The sequence below is a fragment of the Paracoccus sp. BR5-17 genome (assembly GCF_055693925.1).
This window is the reverse complement of the sequence record NZ_JBVFUV010000003.1, coordinates 2,174,795-2,190,416: the sequence shown is the minus strand read 5'-3', so window position 1 is coordinate 2,190,416 and position 15,622 is coordinate 2,174,795. Positions and strand designations below refer to the sequence as shown.

The following is a 15,622-nucleotide window of genomic DNA, read 5'->3' as shown; positions in this document are numbered from 1 at the left end:
GCTCCTTAACATAAGTTGATCGCTTCTTGCAGAACGACCAGATAAAGAGAAATCGAATATTCATATCATGATGATAAGGAGGCCTGATGAACATCACGCTGCGGCAGCTGCGCTATTTCCTGGCCCTGGCGCAGGAGGGGAACTTCACCCGGGCCGCCGAGGCCGCGCATGTGACGCAGCCCGCGCTGTCGATGCAGATCCGCGCCCTCGAGGACGATATCGGCACGCCCCTGGTCGAGCGCACGCCGCAGGGCGTGGTCCTGACCCCGCAGGGCCGCGTGATCGAGGCCCATGCCCGGCAGGTGATGGCGGCGATGGCGGGGCTGGAGCAGGCGGCGCGCCAGCCGGGGCAGGGCGGGCGGCTGATGCTGGGAATGATCCCGACCGTCGCCCCCTATCTGCTGCCCGAGGCGCTGCCGATCCTGCGCGCCCGCGATCTCAGCCGGGATCTGCATCTTCGAGAGGCGCAGACCGACCGGCTGGTGGATGAGCTGCTTCTGGGGCGCCTGGACGTGGCCGTGGTCGCCACCCCGCCCGAGGCCGGGGATCTGGTGGCGGTGCCGCTGTTCACCGACCCCTTCCTGCTGGCCGGCAGCCGGGACCGCATCGCCCGCATGGGCACCGCCCGCCCCGAGCCGCGTGACCTGGATCCGGGGCAGTTGCTTCTTCTGGACGAAGGGCATTGCCTGGGCGATCAGGCGCTGGAGGTCTGCGGCCTGGGGCGGCGCGGCGCCCGGCTGAACCTGGGCGCGGCATCGCTGTCCACGCTGTGCCGGCTGGCGGCGCAGGGCATGGGCATGACCTTCCTGCCGCGCCTGGCGGTCCGGCAGGAATGCGCGGCAGCCCCCGGGCTGGCCACGGTGGCCTTCCCGGACCCGCAGCCCTGCCGGCAGATCCTGCTGCTGCGCCGGGCCACGACGCCCGCCGGGGGCTGGTTCGACGACCTAGCCGAGACGCTGCGGCTGGCGGGCCGGGCCGTCATGGCGGACTAGACAGGCCGCACCCCTGTCCGCTAGGCCTCGCGCGCCGGTTTCCCAGGCGCGGTCCAAGGCCGCGCGGAACAAAAGCCGGCTACCGCGCCTTTGCGGTGCAACACCATGCAGCAACAGGAGAATTCATGGAGAACATACTGGCCCTCATGCAGCAGCCCGAGGCCTGGGTGGCCTTGGGCACCCTTGTGGTGATGGAGGTCGTGCTGGGCATCGACAACCTTCTGTTCATCTCGATCCTGTCGAACAAGCTGCCCGAAGGCCAGCGAGAGCGTGCCCGCAAGGTCGGCATCGGCCTGGCGCTGATCCTGCGACTGGGGCTGCTGGCGACGATCGCCTGGATCGTGCAGCTGACCCAGCCCGTCATCACCATCCTGGGCAACGAGCTGTCCTGGAAGGACATGATCCTGATCGCCGGGGGCCTGTTCCTGGTCTGGAAGGCCACCAAGGAAATCCACCACCATGTCGATCCCACCGATCACGAGGACAGCATGATCGGCGTCGTGGGCGTCACCTTCGGCAGCGCCATCGTGCAGATCCTGATCCTGGACCTGGTGTTCTCGATCGACAGCATCATCACCGCCGTGGGCATGACCCCGCATGTCGAGATCATGGTCGTCGCCGTCATCACCGCCGTGACCGTCATGCTGCTGGCAGCGAATCCGCTGGCGGCCTTCATCGGCAAGAACCCCACGATCGTGATGCTGGCGCTGTCCTTCCTGCTGCTGATCGGCACGACCCTGATCGCCGAGGGCTTCGGCGTCCATGTCCCGAAAGGCTATGTCTATGCCGCCATGGCCTTCTCGGCGGCGGTCGAGGGCCTGAACATGTGGGCCAGGAATGCCCGGCAGCGCAAGAAGGCGGCTGCCCACTGAAGCCCGGGGCGCGGCAAGGGCCGCATCATGCGGGCCGCGTCGCCTTCGCTGTCGATCAGGGCTGGTACCCGAGGTCGGACTCGAACCGACATGCCTTGCGGCGGCGGATTTTGAATCCGCTGCGTCTACCATTCCGCCACTCGGGCCCTGGACCGTGGCCTAGCGCGGGGCAGGGCGCTTGGCAAGAGGGCGCCCGGGCAGGGGCGTCAGGCGCGGCCCAGCTTCTGCAGCCGCGCCGCCCGCAGCCGGGCGAAATCGTCGCCCGCATGATAGGATGACCGGGTCAGGGGCGTGGCCGAGACCATCAGGAAGCCCTTGCCATAGGCGGCGCGTTCGTAGCCCGCGAACTCCTCGGGCGTGACGAAGCGGGCCACCCGGTGATGCTTGGGCGTCGGCTGCAGATACTGGCCGATGGTCATGAAATCGATGTCGGCCGCGCGCATGTCGTCCATGACCTGCAGCACGCTGCCCCGATCCTCGCCCAGGCCGACCATGATGCCGGACTTGGTGAACATCGCCGGGTCCAGTTCCTTGACCTTCTGCAAGAGCCGCAGAGAATGAAAGTAGCGCGCGCCGGGCCGGACCGTGGGATAGAGGGCGGGCACCGTCTCGAGGTTGTGGTTGAACACGTCGGGCCGCGCCTCGACCACGGTTTCAAGGGCGCCGGGCTTCGACTTGAGGAAGTCGGGGGTCAGCACCTCGATCGTCGAATCCGGGCTGCGGTGGCGGATGGCGCGGATGGTCTGGGCGAAGTGGTCGGCCCCGCCGTCGTCCAGATCGTCGCGGTCCACGCTGGTGATGACGACGTGCTTCAGTCCCAGCTTCTGCACGGCATGGGCGACGCGGCCGGGTTCGAAGACGTCGAGCGCGCCGGGCTTGCCGGTGGCCACGTTGCAGAAGGTGCAGCCGCGGGTGCAGATCTCGCCCATGATCATCATGGTGGCATGGCCCTGGGACCAGCATTCGCCGACATTGGGGCAGCCCGCCTCCTCGCAGACGGTGGACAGGCGGTTCTCCTTCATGATGTCGCGGGTGCGCCTGTAGCCGTCCGAGGTGGGCGCCTTGACACGGATCCAGGCGGGCTTCCTGGGCTGTTCCTGGTCCGGCCGATGGGCCTTTTCCGGGTGTCTCTGATCGGGAATCCGAAGATCGCGCAAGGCCCTGTCCTTTCGGTCGCGGTTCCCCTTCAGATAGACCTTCGGCCCCTCGAACGCAACGCCGGGCCGCGCGGGCCCGCCTTGCCGCGACACGATGTTCGTGTGCGCAGGATTGCCGGAACAAGCGGGCCGGTTGCGTGTTGGTTCAGCAATACCGCAACACAACCCCCCGATGGAGAACCGCAATGAAGTTCAAGACCCTGACCGCCCCGATTGCCCTGGCCGCCGCGATGGGCCTTGCGCCCGCCGCCTTCGCCCAGAACATGATCGGCACCCAGCAGATCAACGAGGCCGACCGCGCCGCCGTGGCCGAACATTGCCGCACCCTGGCCATGGGTTCCGACGACGCGGCCGAGGGCGCGACGACCGCGGGGGGCGAGGAGGGCAACTCGGGCAACGCCGACGACGATTCGGTGGAATCGAACGGTCTGGACGAGGATGCCGGAACCATGAGCGGCGCGATGCCGACCCATGGCAACGAGGGCAATGCCGATGACGACTCGCCCAACCCCGCCACGGCCGCGGCTGGCGACACCGATGCAGCGGTGACCGCGACGACCGGTCTGGAAGGGAACCAGGACCAGGACGAGTTCACCGGGACCATCAACATGACGCTCATCACTCTGGCCGACTGCCAGGCTGCCGGGATGTAAGACCCCCTCTGCAAGGAACGGCGACGAAATGGAAAAGGCGGCCCGCGGGCTGCCTTTTTTCATGGTCCGTCGGGCGCTGGCCATCCCTTGCAGAGCGGCGTTCCCATGACCATCTGAAAGCCTGTGACGGCCGGGCCTGCCGGCCGCCGCGCTTCGGAACATCGCCGGGACGCCGCGAAATCCGCGCCGTGGTGGGGCCTTGCGCCCGTTGACCCCGCAGGCACAGGGGTCTAAACGGACGCTCAGCCAACCCGTCGCGGGCAGCTACAGCTTGTCCGCGGCCGACAGGGGAACTTGCCCGTGGAAACCTTGCTTCAGGACTATCTGCCGATCCTCGTCTTCGCGGGCATGGCCTCGGCGCTGGCGCTGATCCTGATCCTTGCGGCCGCCGTGGTTGCGGTGCGCAATCCCGACCCCGAGAAGGTCAGCGCCTATGAATGCGGCTTCAACGCCTTCGACGACGCGCGGATGAAGTTCGACGTGCGTTTCTATCTGGTGTCGATCCTGTTCATCATCTTTGACCTGGAAGTGGCCTTCCTGTTCCCCTGGGCGGTCAGCTTCGCCGGCCTGTCCGAGGCTGCCTTCTGGTCGATGATGGTGTTTCTGGGCGTGCTGACCGTGGGCTTTGCCTACGAATGGAAGAAAGGGGCGCTTGAATGGGCGTGATGACCGGGGCGAACACGGCCGGTTCCGACCGCGAGGTCGCGACGGCCAGCCTGAACCGCGAGTTGCAGGACAAGGGTTACCTGCTGACCACCACCGAGGACATCATCAACTGGGCGCGCAACGGCAGCCTGCACTGGATGACCTTCGGCCTGGCCTGCTGCGCGATCGAGATGATGCACGTGGCCATGCCGCGCTACGATGTCGAGCGCTTCGGCATCGCTCCGCGCGCCTCTCCACGCCAGTCGGACCTGATGATCGTCGCCGGCACCGTGACCAACAAGATGGCGCCCGCGCTGCGCAAGGTCTATGACCAGATGCCCGAGCCGCGCTATGTCATCAGCATGGGAAGCTGCGCCAATGGCGGCGGCTATTACCATTACAGCTATTCGGTGCTGCGCGGCGTCGACCGGATCGTTCCCGTGGACATCTATGTTCCAGGCTGCCCCCCGACGGCCGAGGCGCTGCTCTACGGCATCCTGCAGCTTCAGCGCCGCATCCGGCGCACCGGCACGCTGGTGAGGTAGGCCGATGTCCGTCTATCCCGACCTCGAGGCGCTGGAGCAACTGGCCGAGCATATCAAGCTGCGGCGCGGCGACGACATCCTGGACACCCATATCGCGTTCGGGGAACTGACGGTGACCACCACCGTCTCCGGCATCCTCGACCTGATCGAGTTCCTGCGCAGCGACAGCAGCTGCCGCTTCACGACGCTGATCGACTTCACCGCGGTGGATCACCCCGAACGTCCGCAGCGCTTCGACCTGGTCTGGCACCTGCTGTCGATGTATCAGAACCACCGCATCCGCGTGAAGGCCGCCATCCGCGAGGACGAGATCGTGCCCTCGCTGGTGCGGATCTATCCCTGCGCCAACTGGTTCGAGCGCGAGGTGTTCGACATGTTCGGGATCCTGTTCTCGGGGCACCCGGACCTGCGGCGCATCCTCACGGATTACGGCTTTACCGGCTTTCCGCTGCGCAAGGATTTCCCGACCACCGGCTATGTCGAGCTTCGCTACGACGAATCCGAGAAGCGCGTGGTCTATGAACCGGTCAGGCTGACGCAGGAATACCGCCAGTTCGACTTTCTGTCGCCTTGGGAGGGAACGCAATATGTCCTTCCCGGCGACGAGAAGACCAAGGGGTAAGGGCCATGGACGGCGACATCCGCACCGACACCTATGACGACGGCTCGTCGGACATACTGGTGGGCGAACAGAAGATCCGCAACTTCAACATCAACTTCGGCCCCCAGCACCCCGCGGCGCATGGCGTGCTGCGCATGGTGCTGGAGCTTGACGGCGAGATCGTCGAACGCGCGGACCCGCATATCGGCCTGCTGCACCGCGGCACCGAGAAGCTGATGGAAAGCCGGACCTATCTGCAGAACCTGCCCTATTTCGACCGGCTGGACTACGTCTCGCCCATGAACCAGGAACACGCCTGGTGCCTGGCGATCGAGCGTCTGACGGGCACCGTGGTGCCGCGCCGCGCCAGTCTGATCCGGGTCCTTTATTCGGAAATCAGCCGCATCCTGAACCACCTCCTGGGCGTCACCACCGGGGCGATGGACGTGGGCGCGCTGACCCCGCCGCTGTGGGGCTTCGAGGCGCGAGAGCAGCTGATGATCTTCTACGAGCGGGCCAGCGGCGCGCGCCTGCACGCGGCCTATTTCCGCCCCGGCGGGGTTCACCAGGATCTGCCGCCCGATCTGCTGGACGACATCGAGGCTTGGTGCGAGATCCTTCCCGAAGGTCCTGGACGACCTGGACACGCTGCTGACCGAGAACCGGATCTTCAAGCAGCGGCTGGTGGGGATCGGCGTCGCCACCGAACAGGATGCGCTCGACTGGGGCTTCACCGGGGTGATGGCGCGCGCCTCGGGGCTTGCCTGGGACCTGCGCCGGTCGCAGCCCTACGAATGCTACAGCGAGTTCGACTTCAGGATCCCCATCGGCAAGAACGGCGACAGCTATGACCGCTTCCTGATCCGCATGCAGGAAATGCGCGAATCGACCAGCATCATGAAGCAGGCGGTCCAGAAGCTGCGGGCGGAAGGTCCGGGCGACGTGCTGGCGCGCGGCAAGCTGACGCCGCCCAGGCGCGGCGACATGAAGCGCGACATGGAAAGCCTGATCCACCACTTCAAGCTTTACACCGAGGGCTTCCGCGTCCCCGCAGGCGAGGTCTATGCCGCGGTCGAGGCCCCCAAGGGAGAGTTCGGCGTCTATCTGGTCAGCGACGGCACCAACAAGCCCTACCGGGCCAAGCTGAAGGCCCCCGGCTTCCAGCACCTGCAGGCCATCGACTATCTTGCCCGGGGGCATCTGCTTGCCGATGTGCCGGCGCTGATCGCCACCATCGACGTCGTGTTCGGAGAGGTTGACCGCTGATGCTCCGCCGCCTTTCGCCCGTCCAGCCGGACAGCTTCGAGTTCACGCCCGCCAACCTGGAATGGGCGCGCGCCCAGATGACCAAGTATCCCGAGGGCCGCCAGCAGTCGGCGATCATCCCGGTGCTGTGGCGCGCTCAGGAACAGGAAGGCTGGCTGTCGCGGCCGGCCATCGAATATTGCGCCGACCTGCTGGGGATGCCCTATATCCGGGCCCTGGAAGTGGCGACATTCTACTTCATGTTCCAGCTTCAACCCGTTGGTTCGGTGGCCAATATCCAGATATGCGGCACGACCACCTGCATGATCTGCGGGGCGGGCGAGCTGATCGAGGTCTGCAAGCGCAGGATCGCGCCGACGCCGCATACGCTGTCGGCCGACGGCAAGTTCAGCTGGGAAGAGGTCGAGTGCCTGGGCGCCTGCGCCAACGCGCCGATGGCCCAGATCGGCAAGGACTACTACGAGGATCTGACGGCCGCGAAGCTGGAAGATCTCATCGACGCCTTCTCGGCCGGGCAGGTTCCTCTGCCGGGCCCGCAGAACGGCCGCTTTTCTTCGGAACCGCTGGGCGGGCCGGTCGCGCTTGCCGGGCTGAAGGGCCAGGGCGACGACCTGAACGCCAGCGCTGCCCTGGCGCGCGACATCGGCGAGACGGTCAAGCGCATCGACGGGACCGAGGTGCCGATCCTGACCAAGTGGCTGCGCCGGCCCGAAGCCGCGGCGGACGACCGCAGCGGTGTGGACAGCGCCCCCGAACGCCATCCACAGCCCGGCTCGGGCGAGCCCGCCGACCCGACCGGCGTGACCGTGCAGGAAGCGCCCGCGGCATCCGCAGGGCGTCCGCGATCGGACCGTGAACCGGCCGGCACCCGGGCCGTCGAGCAGGCGGAACAGAAGGATGATGCAACCGGCCGCTGAGGCGGCGCAGCGACGGAACGATGCGATGGCGGCCACGACCCTGATCCCGAACCGGCGGCCCCGTTTGTGGCGGGCGGCGTGATGGCGGACGAGGGCCGCGACCGCGACGCGGGGCAGCTGCGCCTTGTGGGCATCGTCATCGCGGGGGCCATGGCGGTCTGGCTGCTGGTTCAATGGCTTGGCCAGCACTATGGCTGGGCCGGGAAATGGGCTTATCTGGCGGATCTGGCCGCCATTGGTGCTTTTGTCTGGTCGCTGATCGTGACCTGGCGTATCTGGCGGCGCAGGAAGGCCTGACGCCCGCGCGAGAGGATCGAGGACAGGATGCTGAAAGATCAGGATCGCATTTTTACCAACCTCTACGGGATGGGCGACCGCAGCCTGGCCGGAGCGCGCAAGCGCGGCCATTGGGACGGAACGGCCGAGATTATCGCCCGGGGCCGCGACAAGATCGTCGAACAGGTCAAGGCCTCGGGTCTGCGGGGGCGCGGGGGTGCGGGCTTTCCGACGGGCCTGAAATGGTCCTTCATGCCCAAGGAATCCGACGGCCGCCCGTCCTACCTGGTCATCAACGCCGACGAATCCGAACCCGCGACCTGCAAGGACCGCGAGATCATGCGCCACGATCCGCACACGCTGATCGAGGGCGCGCTGATCGCCAGCTTCGCCATGGGCGCGCACGCGGCCTATATCTATATCCGGGGCGAGTTCATCCGCGAGCGGGAGGCGCTGCAGGCCGTCATCGACGAATGCTATGACGCCGGGCTTCTGGGCGCGAACGCGGCCGGATCGGGCTGGGATTTCGACCTCTATCTGCACCACGGGGCCGGCGCCTATATCTGCGGCGAGGAAACCGCGCTGCTGGAAAGCCTGGAAGGCAAGAAGGGGATGCCCCGGATGAAGCCGCCCTTCCCGGCGGGGGCCGGGCTCTATGGCTGCCCGACGACGGTGAACAACGTCGAATCCATCGCCGTGACCCCGACGATCCTGCGGCGCGGGCCGGAATGGTTCGCGGGCTTCGGCCGGCCCAACAACGCCGGCGTCAAGCTGTTCGGCCTGACCGGGCACGTCAACACCCCCTGCGTGGTCGAGGAAGCCATGTCGATCAGCATGAAGGAGCTGATCGAGAAGCACGGCGGCGGCGTCCGCGGCGGCTGGAAGAACCTCAAGGCGGTGATCCCCGGCGGCGCCTCCTGCCCGGTGCTGACGGCGGAACAGTGTGAAAACGCCGTCATGGATTACGACGGGATGCGCGAATTGCGGTCGTCCTTCGGCACCGCCTGCATGATCGTCATGGACCAGTCCACCGATGTCGTGAAGGCGATCTGGCGGCTGTCCAAGTTCTTCAAGCACGAAAGCTGCGGCCAGTGCACGCCCTGCCGCGAAGGCACGGGCTGGATGATGCGCGTCATGGACCGCCTGGTGCGCGGCGATGCCGAGGTCGAGGAGATCGACATGCTGCTGGACGTGACCAAGCAGGTCGAGGGCCACACCATCTGCGCCCTGGGCGACGCCGCCGCCTGGCCGATCCAGGGCCTGATCCGCAACTTCCGCGAGGAAATCGAGGATCGCATCAAGGCCAGGCGCACCGGCCGCATGGGGGCGATGGCCGCGGAATGAGGTCGGCACCGGCATATCGCTTCAGGGCAAGGGCGGCGCTTCTGGCGCTGTCCGGCGCGGTCGCGCTTGCCGGTCCTGCCGCCGCGCTGCCCCCGCTGTCGCAGGAACGCCACATCAACGACAGCCTGATCCAAGCGCGCGTGGCCGATGTCCTGCGCAGGGGCTGCCCGACGCTTGATGCCCGGCTGATCCGCGCCTTCTCGGAGGCCCGCAAGCTGAAACGTTACGCGCGCGAGCAGGGCTACAGCGAGGCGCAGATCGAGGCCTTCCTCGACAGCCGCGAGGAACGCCGCCGCATCTATGCCGAGGCCGACCGCTACATGACCGCCAACGGGGTGGTGAACGGCCAGCCCGAGACATTCTGCCGTCTGGGGCAGCAAGAGATAGCCCGGGGGACGATCGCCGGATCGCTTCTGGTTGCCAGGTAAGGAAGAAACCGATGGCCGATTTGCGCACGATCAAGATTGACGGGACCGAGATCGCGGTCGATCCCAACCTGACCCTGATCCAGGCCTGCGAGCTGGCGGGGATCGAGATTCCGCGCTTCTGCTATCACGAACGGCTGTCGATCGCCGGCAACTGCCGCATGTGCCTTGTGGAAGTGGTGGGCGGCCCGCCCAAGCCCACGGCCAGCTGCGCGATGCAGATCAAGGATCTGCGCCCCGGGCCCGACGGCGCCCCGTCCGAGATCCGCACCAACAGCCCGATGGTCAAGAAGGCCCGCGAGGGCGTGATGGAGTTCCTGCTGATCAACCATCCGCTGGACTGCCCGATCTGCGACCAGGGCGGCGAATGCGATCTGCAAGACCAGGCAATGGCTTACGGCGTGGACTTCAGCCGCTATCGAGAGCCGAAGCGCGCCGCCGAGGAGCTGAACCTGGGGCCTCTGGTCGAGACCCACATGACCCGCTGCATCAGCTGCACGCGCTGCGTGCGCTTCACCAGCGAGGTCGCCGGCATCAGCCAGATGGGCCAGACCGGCCGCGGCGAGGACAGCGAGATCACCAGCTATCTCAACGAGACGCTGGCCTCGAACCTGCAGGGCAACATCATCGACCTCTGCCCGGTGGGGGCGCTTGTCAACCGGCCCTACGCCTTCAAGGCGCGTCCCTGGGAATTGCGCAAGACCGAGACGGTCGACGTGATGGACGCGCTTGGCAGCAACATCCGCGTCGATGTCAGGGGCCGCGAGGTCATGCGCATCCTGCCGCGCAACCACGACGACGTGAACGAGGAGTGGATCAGCGACAAGACCCGCTTCGTCTGGGACGGGCTGCGCCGCCAGCGGCTGGACAAGCCCTATATCCGCGAGAACGGCAAGCTGCGCCCGGCCACCTGGGACGAGGCCCTGCGCGCGGCGGCGGCGGCGATGAAGGGCCGCAGGGTGGCGGGGCTGGTGGGCGATCTGGCCCCGGTCGAGGCCGCCTTCAGTCTCAGGCAGCTGATCGAAGGCCTGGGCGGGCACGTCGAATGCCGCACCGACGGCGCGCGGCTGCCTGCGGGCAACCGCGGGGCCTATGTCGGCACCGCCAGGATCGCCGATATCGACCGGGCCAGGCGCATCCTGCTGATCGGCACCAACCCGCGCGACGAGGCCCCGGTGCTGAACGCCCGGATCCGCAAGGCCTGGGCGCAGGGCGCGCAGGTCGCGCTTGTGGGCGAGGCGGTGGATCTGACCTATGACTATCACCACCACGGCGCGGACCGCGCGGCGCTGTCCGAACTGGTCAGGGGCGACTTCCAGTCCAGCAAGGGCACGCCCGGCATCGTGATCGTCGGACAGGGCGCCCTGTCCGAGGCCGATGGCGAGGCGGTGCTGGCCAACGCCATGCGCATCTGCGAACTGGACGACTGCAAGCTGCTGATCCTGCATACCGCCGCCTCGCGCGTGGGGGCGATGGATGTGGGCGCCGTGACCGAGGGCGGTCTGGCCGCGGCCATCGACGGCGCCGAGGTGATCTACAACCTGGGCGCCGACGAAGTGGACGTGGCGCCGGCCTCCGAGAACGGCGCCTTCGTGATCTATCAGGGCAGCCACGGCGACCGCGGCGCCCATCGCGCCGACATCATCCTGCCGGGCGCCTGCTATACCGAGGAAAACGGCCTGTTCGTGAACACCGAAGGCCGCCCGCAGCTTGCCCTGCGCGCGAACTTCACGCCGGGGGAAGCCAAGGAGAACTGGGCGATCCTGCGGGCGCTGTCAGCCGAACTGGGCGCGACGCTGCCCTGGGACAGCCTGGCCGACCTGCGCCGCGCGCTGATCCAGGCGGTGCCGCATCTGGCGCGCATCGACGAGGTCGCGGAAAACGACTGGCAGCCCCTGCAGCGGCTGGACATGGGCCGCGGGGCCTTCCGCAACGCCGTGAAGGACTTCTATCTGACCAACCCGATCGCGCGGTCGTCCCCCCTGATGGGCGAACTGTCGCGGATGGCCGCGGCGCGCAACGCGCCCGCCCTTGCGGCCGAGTGACGGCGATGCGGCCAGCTCCTCGCCAGCCGCGCATGGTCATCGCCGCCCTTGCGGGCGCGGCGGTGTTGTCGGGCTGCGCGCATGGGGCGGGCGGCGACGGGCGGCCCAGGCCCAAGCCCGAGACGATGACCGCACGGGTCGCCACCCCCGGGGCCGCTCCCGGCGAGGCGGCGCTGACCCTGGCGCGCATCTCGACGAAATCGGGCGAGATCCTGATCCTCGAACCCGACGGGCAGGTGACGACGATGGCGCTCGACAGCCCCGAGGGGCAGGACGCCTTTGCCGTGACCGAGGCGGACCTGATGGCGCTGAACGCCAATCTGGATCTGGATCTGGGCGGGATCGTCGCAACCGACCTGCCGCCGCGCCAGACCGCGCAGCAGAAGGCGCTCGAGGAATTCGCGGCGCGCGCGCAGCCTGCCTTGCCCACCTGGGCCGAGGGCACCGAGATCGATCCCCGGGATTTCCTGGGGGCAAGCGTCGCCTCGCTTGATCCGCAGGGGGCGTCCGATCTGGTCGAGGTGACGGCGAGCTTGCGCGAGGGGGTGGACGCCGATATCGCCTTCTCGTATGCCACCTGCGCATTGGCCGGCTGGGCCAGTCGCAACGGTGCGCCCTATGGCCGCCATGTGCGCACGCTGCAGGACAGCCGCGGCGGCAAGCTGACGATCGGAGCCGCATTCACGCTGTCGGAGCAGAAGCCGATGGGTCTGCGGGTGATGGAAACGGAAGACACCTTGCGCGAATGCAAGGCACGCGGCATTCCCGCGGCGTGACAGGATAGGGACGGGCCATGGCTGAATTTTGGGCATCCTCTCTGGGCGTGACGGTGATCATGCTGGCGCAAGGTCTGGCGGTGATCGCCTTCGTCATGCTGTCGCTGATCTTCCTGGTCTATGGCGACCGCAAGATCTGGGCCGCCGTGCAGTTGCGCCGCGGCCCCAACGTCGTCGGCCCCTGGGGCCTGCTGCAGACCTTCGCTGACGCGCTGAAATACGTGCTGAAGGAAATCGTCATCCCCGCCGGGGCCGACAAGTTCGTGTTCTTCCTGGCGCCGTTCCTGTCGATGACGCTGGCGCTGCTGGCCTTCGTGGCGATCCCCTTCGCACCGGGCTGGGTGATGGCCGACATCAACGTGGGCATCCTGTTCATCTTCGCCGTCTCCTCGCTCGAGGTGTATGGCGTCATCATGGGCGGCTGGGCGTCGAACTCGAAGTACCCGTTCCTGTCGTCGCTGCGGGCGGCGGCGCAGATGATCTCGTACGAGGTCAGCCTGGGGCTGATCATCATCGGGGTCATCATCTCGACCGGGTCGATGAATATCTCTGCCATCGTCGAGGCGCAGGCGGGTGCGGGGCTGCTGTCCTGGTACTGGCTGCCGCATTTCCCGATGCTGGTGCTGTTCTTCGTCAGCGCCCTGGCGGAAACCAACCGCCCGCCCTTCGACCTGGCCGAGGCGGAATCCGAACTGGTCGCGGGCTTCATGGTGGAATATTCCTCGACGCCCTACCTGCTGTTCATGGCGGGCGAATACATCGCGATGTGGCTGATGTGCGCACTGATCTCGCTGCTGTTCTTCGGCGGCTGGCTGTCGCCCATCCCCGGCCTGCCCGACGGCGCGATCTGGATGTTCCTGAAGATGGTCTTCTGGTTCTGGATGTTCGCCATGGTGAAGGCGCTTGTGCCGCGGTACCGCTATGACCAGTTGATGCGGATCGGCTGGAAGGTGTTCCTGCCGCTGTCGCTGGGCTGGGTCGTGCTGATCGCTTTCCTGGCGCGGTACGAGGTGTTCGGATCCTTCTGGGCCCGCTGGGCAGGGGCATGAGCCATGAGTTATTCTAACCGGATCGCCGAGGCGCTGGCGAATGCGTCGGAAACAGACAAGGCCGAGTTCGCGCATTTCGTGGCCAACAACCTGGACAGCGCCGAACAGGCCCGCGACGGGGCGCGGATCCGCGCCTATGTGGCGGCCTTCGACCGCTTCGCCGCGCCCATAGAGGGAGAGGACCGCTGATGGCCTTCGACATCGTCCGCGCCACCAAGTATTTCCTGCTCGTCGATTTCCTGAAGGGTTTCGGGCTGGGCGTGAAATACTTCTTCGCGCCGAAGCCGACGATCAACTACCCGCACGAGAAGGGGCCGCTGTCGCCGCGCTTCCGGGGCGAACACGCGCTGCGCCGCTATCCCAACGGAGAGGAACGCTGCATCGCCTGCAAGCTGTGCGAGGCGATCTGCCCGGCTCAGGCGATCACCATCGAATCCGAGCCGCGCGAGGACGGCAGCCGCCGCACCACGCGCTATGACATCGACATGACCAAGTGCATCTATTGCGGCTTCTGCCAGGAAGCCTGCCCGGTCGATGCGATCGTCGAAGGCCCGAACTTCGAGTTCTCGACCGAGACCCGAGAGGAGCTGTTCTACGACAAGCAGAAGCTTCTGGACAACGGCGCCCGATGGGAGGCCGAGATCGCCCGCAACCTTGCAATCGACGCGCCCTACCGATGAGCGACGCCTTCACCAAGCTGTTCCAGCAGATGATGCAGTCCGGCCAGGAAATGGCCCGGGCCTTCAACCCCGCGCTCGAGACCCTCGATCCCCGCGCCTTCGAGAAGATGATCCCGACCATGCCGGCCGAGATGCTGGAGATGTGGTTCGGGCGCACCTTCAACCGCGACGGCCTGGACGCCAAGACTCGGCTGCTGGTGACGGTGGCCGCGCTGACCGTGCAGGGCGCCCATGCCGAGCCGCAGCTTCGCCTGACGATCCGCCACGCGATCGCGGCCGGCGCCACCGCGCGCGAGGTGGCCGAGGTCATCTACCAGATGGGGATGTTCGGCGGCATCCCGGCCATGCAGAAGGCGCTTGAGATCGCGCAGGGCGTCTTCGCCGAACATGAAGGGAAACAGGCCGAATGATCACCTTCGCCTTCTATCTGTTCGCCATCTCGGTCTGCGTGGCGGGCTTCATGGTGGTGCTGTCGCGCAACCCGGTTCATTCGGTGCTGTGGCTGATCCTGGCCTTCATCGCCTCGGCCGGGCTGTTCGTGTTGCAGGGCGCCGAGTTCGTGGCGATGCTTCTGGTGATCGTCTATGTCGGCGCGGTGGCGGTGCTGTTCCTGTTCGTGGTGATGATGCTGGACGTGGACTTCGCCCAGCTTCGCGGCGAGATGGCCGGCTATCTGCCGCTGGCGGGGGTGATCGGGCTGGTGCTTCTGGCGCTGCTGGTGGTCGCCTTCGGCGGCTGGGAGATCTCGGGCCAGGCGGAGGGCCTGCGGGCCGCGCCGGTCGTGGATCATGCGCTGAACACCAACGCGCTCGGCACGGTGCTTTACGACCGCTACATCCTGGCCTTCCAGGTGGCGGGGCTGATCCTTCTGGTCGCCATGATCGGCGCCATCACCCTGACGATGCGCCACCGCCGCGACGTCAAGCGCCAGGACGTGCTGGAACAGATGTATCGCGACCCGGCCAAGACCATGGAACTGCGCGACGTGAAGCCGGGGCAGGGGCTTTAGGCCCGCGCGCCCCCGGCTGCGACTGATATTGGACGGGCACAAGGCCCCGAGGGACGAAAGACGATGATCGGATTGACACATTACCTTGTCGTGGGGGCGATACTGTTCGTCGCCGGCATTTTCGGCATCTTCGTGAACCGCAAGAACGTCATCGTCATCCTGATGTCGATCGAGCTGATCCTGCTGTCCGTGAACATCAACTTCGTCGCCTTCTCGGCCCATCTGGGCGATCTGGCGGGGCAGGTCTTCACCATGTTCATCCTGACCGTCGCCGCCGCCGAGGCCGCGATCGGCCTGGCGATCCTGGTGGTGTTCTTCCGCAACCGCGGCTCGATCGCGGTGGACGACGTCAACGTGATGAAGGGGTAAG

Annotated in this window: 19 protein-coding genes, 1 tRNA gene and 1 pseudogene; 19 read left to right on the top strand and 2 right to left on the bottom strand. The window is 66.8% G+C overall.

Features of this window, described 5'->3' with window-relative positions; genetic code table 11:
• Positions 1-86: 86 nt before the first annotated feature.
• Entirely contained in the window at positions 87-992 is a 906-nt protein-coding gene (locus ACZ1HC_RS12360) for a LysR substrate-binding domain-containing protein (protein ID WP_472700247.1), read from the top strand.
• 125 nt (positions 993-1,117) lie between these two features.
• The gene (locus tag ACZ1HC_RS12355; RefSeq protein WP_472700246.1) at positions 1,118-1,864 is read left to right on the top strand and encodes a TerC family protein; all 747 of its coding nucleotides are present in this window, start codon (positions 1,118-1,120) and stop codon (positions 1,862-1,864) included.
• Between the two features lie 62 nt (positions 1,865-1,926).
• On the opposite strand, the gene ACZ1HC_RS12350 is transcribed toward ACZ1HC_RS12355, so the two are convergent.
• Positions 1,927-2,010, bottom strand: a tRNA-Leu gene (locus ACZ1HC_RS12350).
• A 60-nt stretch (positions 2,011-2,070) separates the two neighbouring features.
• Positions 2,071-3,021 carry a lipoyl synthase gene (gene lipA / locus ACZ1HC_RS12345; protein WP_472700245.1) on the bottom strand — a complete coding sequence of 317 codons (951 nt, stop codon included), beginning with the start codon at positions 3,019-3,021 and terminating at the stop codon, positions 2,071-2,073.
• Between the two features lie 185 nt (positions 3,022-3,206).
• On the opposite strand from lipA, the gene ACZ1HC_RS12340 reads away from it, so the two are divergent.
• The 17 genes and pseudogenes from ACZ1HC_RS12340 (at position 3,207) to nuoK (ending at position 15,621) form a co-directional block, all read left to right on the top strand.
• Entirely contained in the window at positions 3,207-3,674 is a 468-nt protein-coding gene (locus tag ACZ1HC_RS12340) for a hypothetical protein (RefSeq protein ID WP_472700244.1), read from the top strand.
• A gap of 300 nt (positions 3,675-3,974) precedes the next feature.
• Positions 3,975-4,340, top strand: a complete 366-nt coding sequence (locus ACZ1HC_RS12335) for an NADH-quinone oxidoreductase subunit A (RefSeq protein ID WP_472700243.1) — start codon at positions 3,975-3,977, stop codon at positions 4,338-4,340.
• On the top strand, positions 4,331-4,864 hold the full coding sequence (locus ACZ1HC_RS12330) for a NuoB/complex I 20 kDa subunit family protein (protein WP_472700242.1): 534 nt from the start codon (positions 4,331-4,333) through the stop codon (positions 4,862-4,864). The genes ACZ1HC_RS12335 and ACZ1HC_RS12330 overlap by 10 nt, the downstream gene beginning before the upstream one ends.
• A 4-nt stretch (positions 4,865-4,868) precedes the next feature.
• The gene (locus ACZ1HC_RS12325; RefSeq protein WP_472700241.1) at positions 4,869-5,486 is read left to right on the top strand and encodes an NADH-quinone oxidoreductase subunit C; all 618 of its coding nucleotides are present in this window, start codon (positions 4,869-4,871) and stop codon (positions 5,484-5,486) included.
• A 5-nt stretch (positions 5,487-5,491) separates the two neighbouring features.
• Positions 5,492-6,731: pseudogene (locus ACZ1HC_RS12320) on the top strand (NADH-quinone oxidoreductase subunit D).
• Complete coding sequence (gene nuoE / locus ACZ1HC_RS12315) at positions 6,731-7,648, top strand: NADH-quinone oxidoreductase subunit NuoE (protein ID WP_472700240.1); 918 nt, start codon at positions 6,731-6,733, stop codon at positions 7,646-7,648. Before ACZ1HC_RS12320 ends, nuoE begins: the two are co-directional and overlap by 1 nt.
• A gap of 81 nt (positions 7,649-7,729) precedes the next feature.
• Positions 7,730-7,945: a DUF5337 domain-containing protein gene (locus tag ACZ1HC_RS12310; RefSeq protein WP_472700239.1), complete on the top strand. Its 216-nt coding sequence runs from the start codon at positions 7,730-7,732 to the stop codon at positions 7,943-7,945.
• Positions 7,946-7,972: 27 nt separating this feature from the next.
• Positions 7,973-9,268, top strand: coding sequence for an NADH-quinone oxidoreductase subunit NuoF (gene nuoF, locus ACZ1HC_RS12305; RefSeq protein ID WP_472700238.1), 1,296 nt, complete (start codon positions 7,973-7,975; stop codon positions 9,266-9,268).
• Positions 9,265-9,696: a DUF5333 domain-containing protein gene (locus ACZ1HC_RS12300; protein ID WP_472700237.1), complete on the top strand. Its 432-nt coding sequence runs from the start codon at positions 9,265-9,267 to the stop codon at positions 9,694-9,696. Before nuoF ends, ACZ1HC_RS12300 begins: the two co-directional genes overlap by 4 nt.
• 11 nt (positions 9,697-9,707) lie before the next feature.
• Positions 9,708-11,738 carry an NADH-quinone oxidoreductase subunit NuoG gene (nuoG, locus tag ACZ1HC_RS12295; protein ID WP_472700236.1) on the top strand — a complete coding sequence of 677 codons (2,031 nt, stop codon included), beginning with the start codon at positions 9,708-9,710 and terminating at the stop codon, positions 11,736-11,738.
• A 5-nt stretch (positions 11,739-11,743) separates the two neighbouring features.
• On the top strand, positions 11,744-12,514 hold the full coding sequence (locus ACZ1HC_RS12290) for a hypothetical protein (RefSeq protein WP_472700235.1): 771 nt from the start codon (positions 11,744-11,746) through the stop codon (positions 12,512-12,514).
• A gap of 17 nt (positions 12,515-12,531) precedes the next feature.
• Positions 12,532-13,563, top strand: coding sequence for an NADH-quinone oxidoreductase subunit NuoH (gene nuoH / locus ACZ1HC_RS12285; RefSeq protein ID WP_472700234.1), 1,032 nt, complete (start codon positions 12,532-12,534; stop codon positions 13,561-13,563).
• Positions 13,564-13,566: 3 nt separating this feature from the next.
• Positions 13,567-13,752 (top strand): hypothetical protein, encoded by a 186-nt coding sequence (locus tag ACZ1HC_RS12280; RefSeq protein ID WP_472700233.1) that lies wholly within the window; start codon positions 13,567-13,569, stop codon positions 13,750-13,752.
• The gene (gene nuoI, locus ACZ1HC_RS12275; protein WP_472700232.1) at positions 13,752-14,243 is read left to right on the top strand and encodes an NADH-quinone oxidoreductase subunit NuoI; all 492 of its coding nucleotides are present in this window, start codon (positions 13,752-13,754) and stop codon (positions 14,241-14,243) included. Before ACZ1HC_RS12280 ends, nuoI begins: the two co-directional genes overlap by 1 nt.
• The gene (locus tag ACZ1HC_RS12270; protein ID WP_472700231.1) at positions 14,240-14,653 is read left to right on the top strand and encodes a carboxymuconolactone decarboxylase family protein; all 414 of its coding nucleotides are present in this window, start codon (positions 14,240-14,242) and stop codon (positions 14,651-14,653) included. The genes nuoI and ACZ1HC_RS12270 overlap by 4 nt, the downstream gene beginning before the upstream one ends.
• Complete coding sequence (locus tag ACZ1HC_RS12265; protein ID WP_472700230.1) at positions 14,650-15,252, top strand: NADH-quinone oxidoreductase subunit J; 603 nt, start codon at positions 14,650-14,652, stop codon at positions 15,250-15,252. Before ACZ1HC_RS12270 ends, ACZ1HC_RS12265 begins: the two co-directional genes overlap by 4 nt.
• Before the next feature lie 63 nt (positions 15,253-15,315).
• The gene (gene nuoK, locus ACZ1HC_RS12260) at positions 15,316-15,621 is read left to right on the top strand and encodes an NADH-quinone oxidoreductase subunit NuoK (RefSeq protein WP_103173177.1); all 306 of its coding nucleotides are present in this window, start codon (positions 15,316-15,318) and stop codon (positions 15,619-15,621) included.
• The last annotated feature ends 1 nt before the right edge of the window (position 15,622 follow it).

Bases quoted from the DNA above. Each gene is read 5' to 3' on its own strand.
- ACZ1HC_RS12325 (WP_472700241.1), top strand. From the start codon at position 4,869: ATGTCCGTCTATCCCGACCTCGAGGCGCTGGAGCAACTGGCCGAGCAT.
- nuoH (WP_472700234.1), top strand. From the start codon at position 12,532: ATGGCTGAATTTTGGGCATCCTCTCTGGGCGTGACGGTGATCATGCTG.
- ACZ1HC_RS12355 (WP_472700246.1), top strand. From the start codon at position 1,118: ATGGAGAACATACTGGCCCTCATGCAGCAGCCCGAGGCCTGGGTGGCC.
- ACZ1HC_RS12330 (WP_472700242.1), top strand. From the start codon at position 4,331: ATGGGCGTGATGACCGGGGCGAACACGGCCGGTTCCGACCGCGAGGTC.
- nuoG (WP_472700236.1), top strand. From the start codon at position 9,708: ATGGCCGATTTGCGCACGATCAAGATTGACGGGACCGAGATCGCGGTC.
- ACZ1HC_RS12300 (WP_472700237.1), top strand. From the start codon at position 9,265: ATGAGGTCGGCACCGGCATATCGCTTCAGGGCAAGGGCGGCGCTTCTG.
- nuoF (WP_472700238.1), top strand. From the start codon at position 7,973: ATGCTGAAAGATCAGGATCGCATTTTTACCAACCTCTACGGGATGGGC.
- nuoE (WP_472700240.1), top strand. From the start codon at position 6,731: ATGCTCCGCCGCCTTTCGCCCGTCCAGCCGGACAGCTTCGAGTTCACG.
- ACZ1HC_RS12270 (WP_472700231.1), top strand. From the start codon at position 14,240: ATGAGCGACGCCTTCACCAAGCTGTTCCAGCAGATGATGCAGTCCGGC.
- nuoK (WP_103173177.1), top strand. From the start codon at position 15,316: ATGATCGGATTGACACATTACCTTGTCGTGGGGGCGATACTGTTCGTC.
- ACZ1HC_RS12360 (WP_472700247.1), top strand. From the start codon at position 87: ATGAACATCACGCTGCGGCAGCTGCGCTATTTCCTGGCCCTGGCGCAG.
- ACZ1HC_RS12280 (WP_472700233.1), top strand. From the start codon at position 13,567: ATGAGTTATTCTAACCGGATCGCCGAGGCGCTGGCGAATGCGTCGGAA.
- ACZ1HC_RS12310 (WP_472700239.1), top strand. From the start codon at position 7,730: ATGGCGGACGAGGGCCGCGACCGCGACGCGGGGCAGCTGCGCCTTGTG.
- ACZ1HC_RS12265 (WP_472700230.1), top strand. From the start codon at position 14,650: ATGATCACCTTCGCCTTCTATCTGTTCGCCATCTCGGTCTGCGTGGCG.
- ACZ1HC_RS12340 (WP_472700244.1), top strand. From the start codon at position 3,207: ATGAAGTTCAAGACCCTGACCGCCCCGATTGCCCTGGCCGCCGCGATG.
- ACZ1HC_RS12290 (WP_472700235.1), top strand. From the start codon at position 11,744: ATGCGGCCAGCTCCTCGCCAGCCGCGCATGGTCATCGCCGCCCTTGCG.
- nuoI (WP_472700232.1), top strand. From the start codon at position 13,752: ATGGCCTTCGACATCGTCCGCGCCACCAAGTATTTCCTGCTCGTCGAT.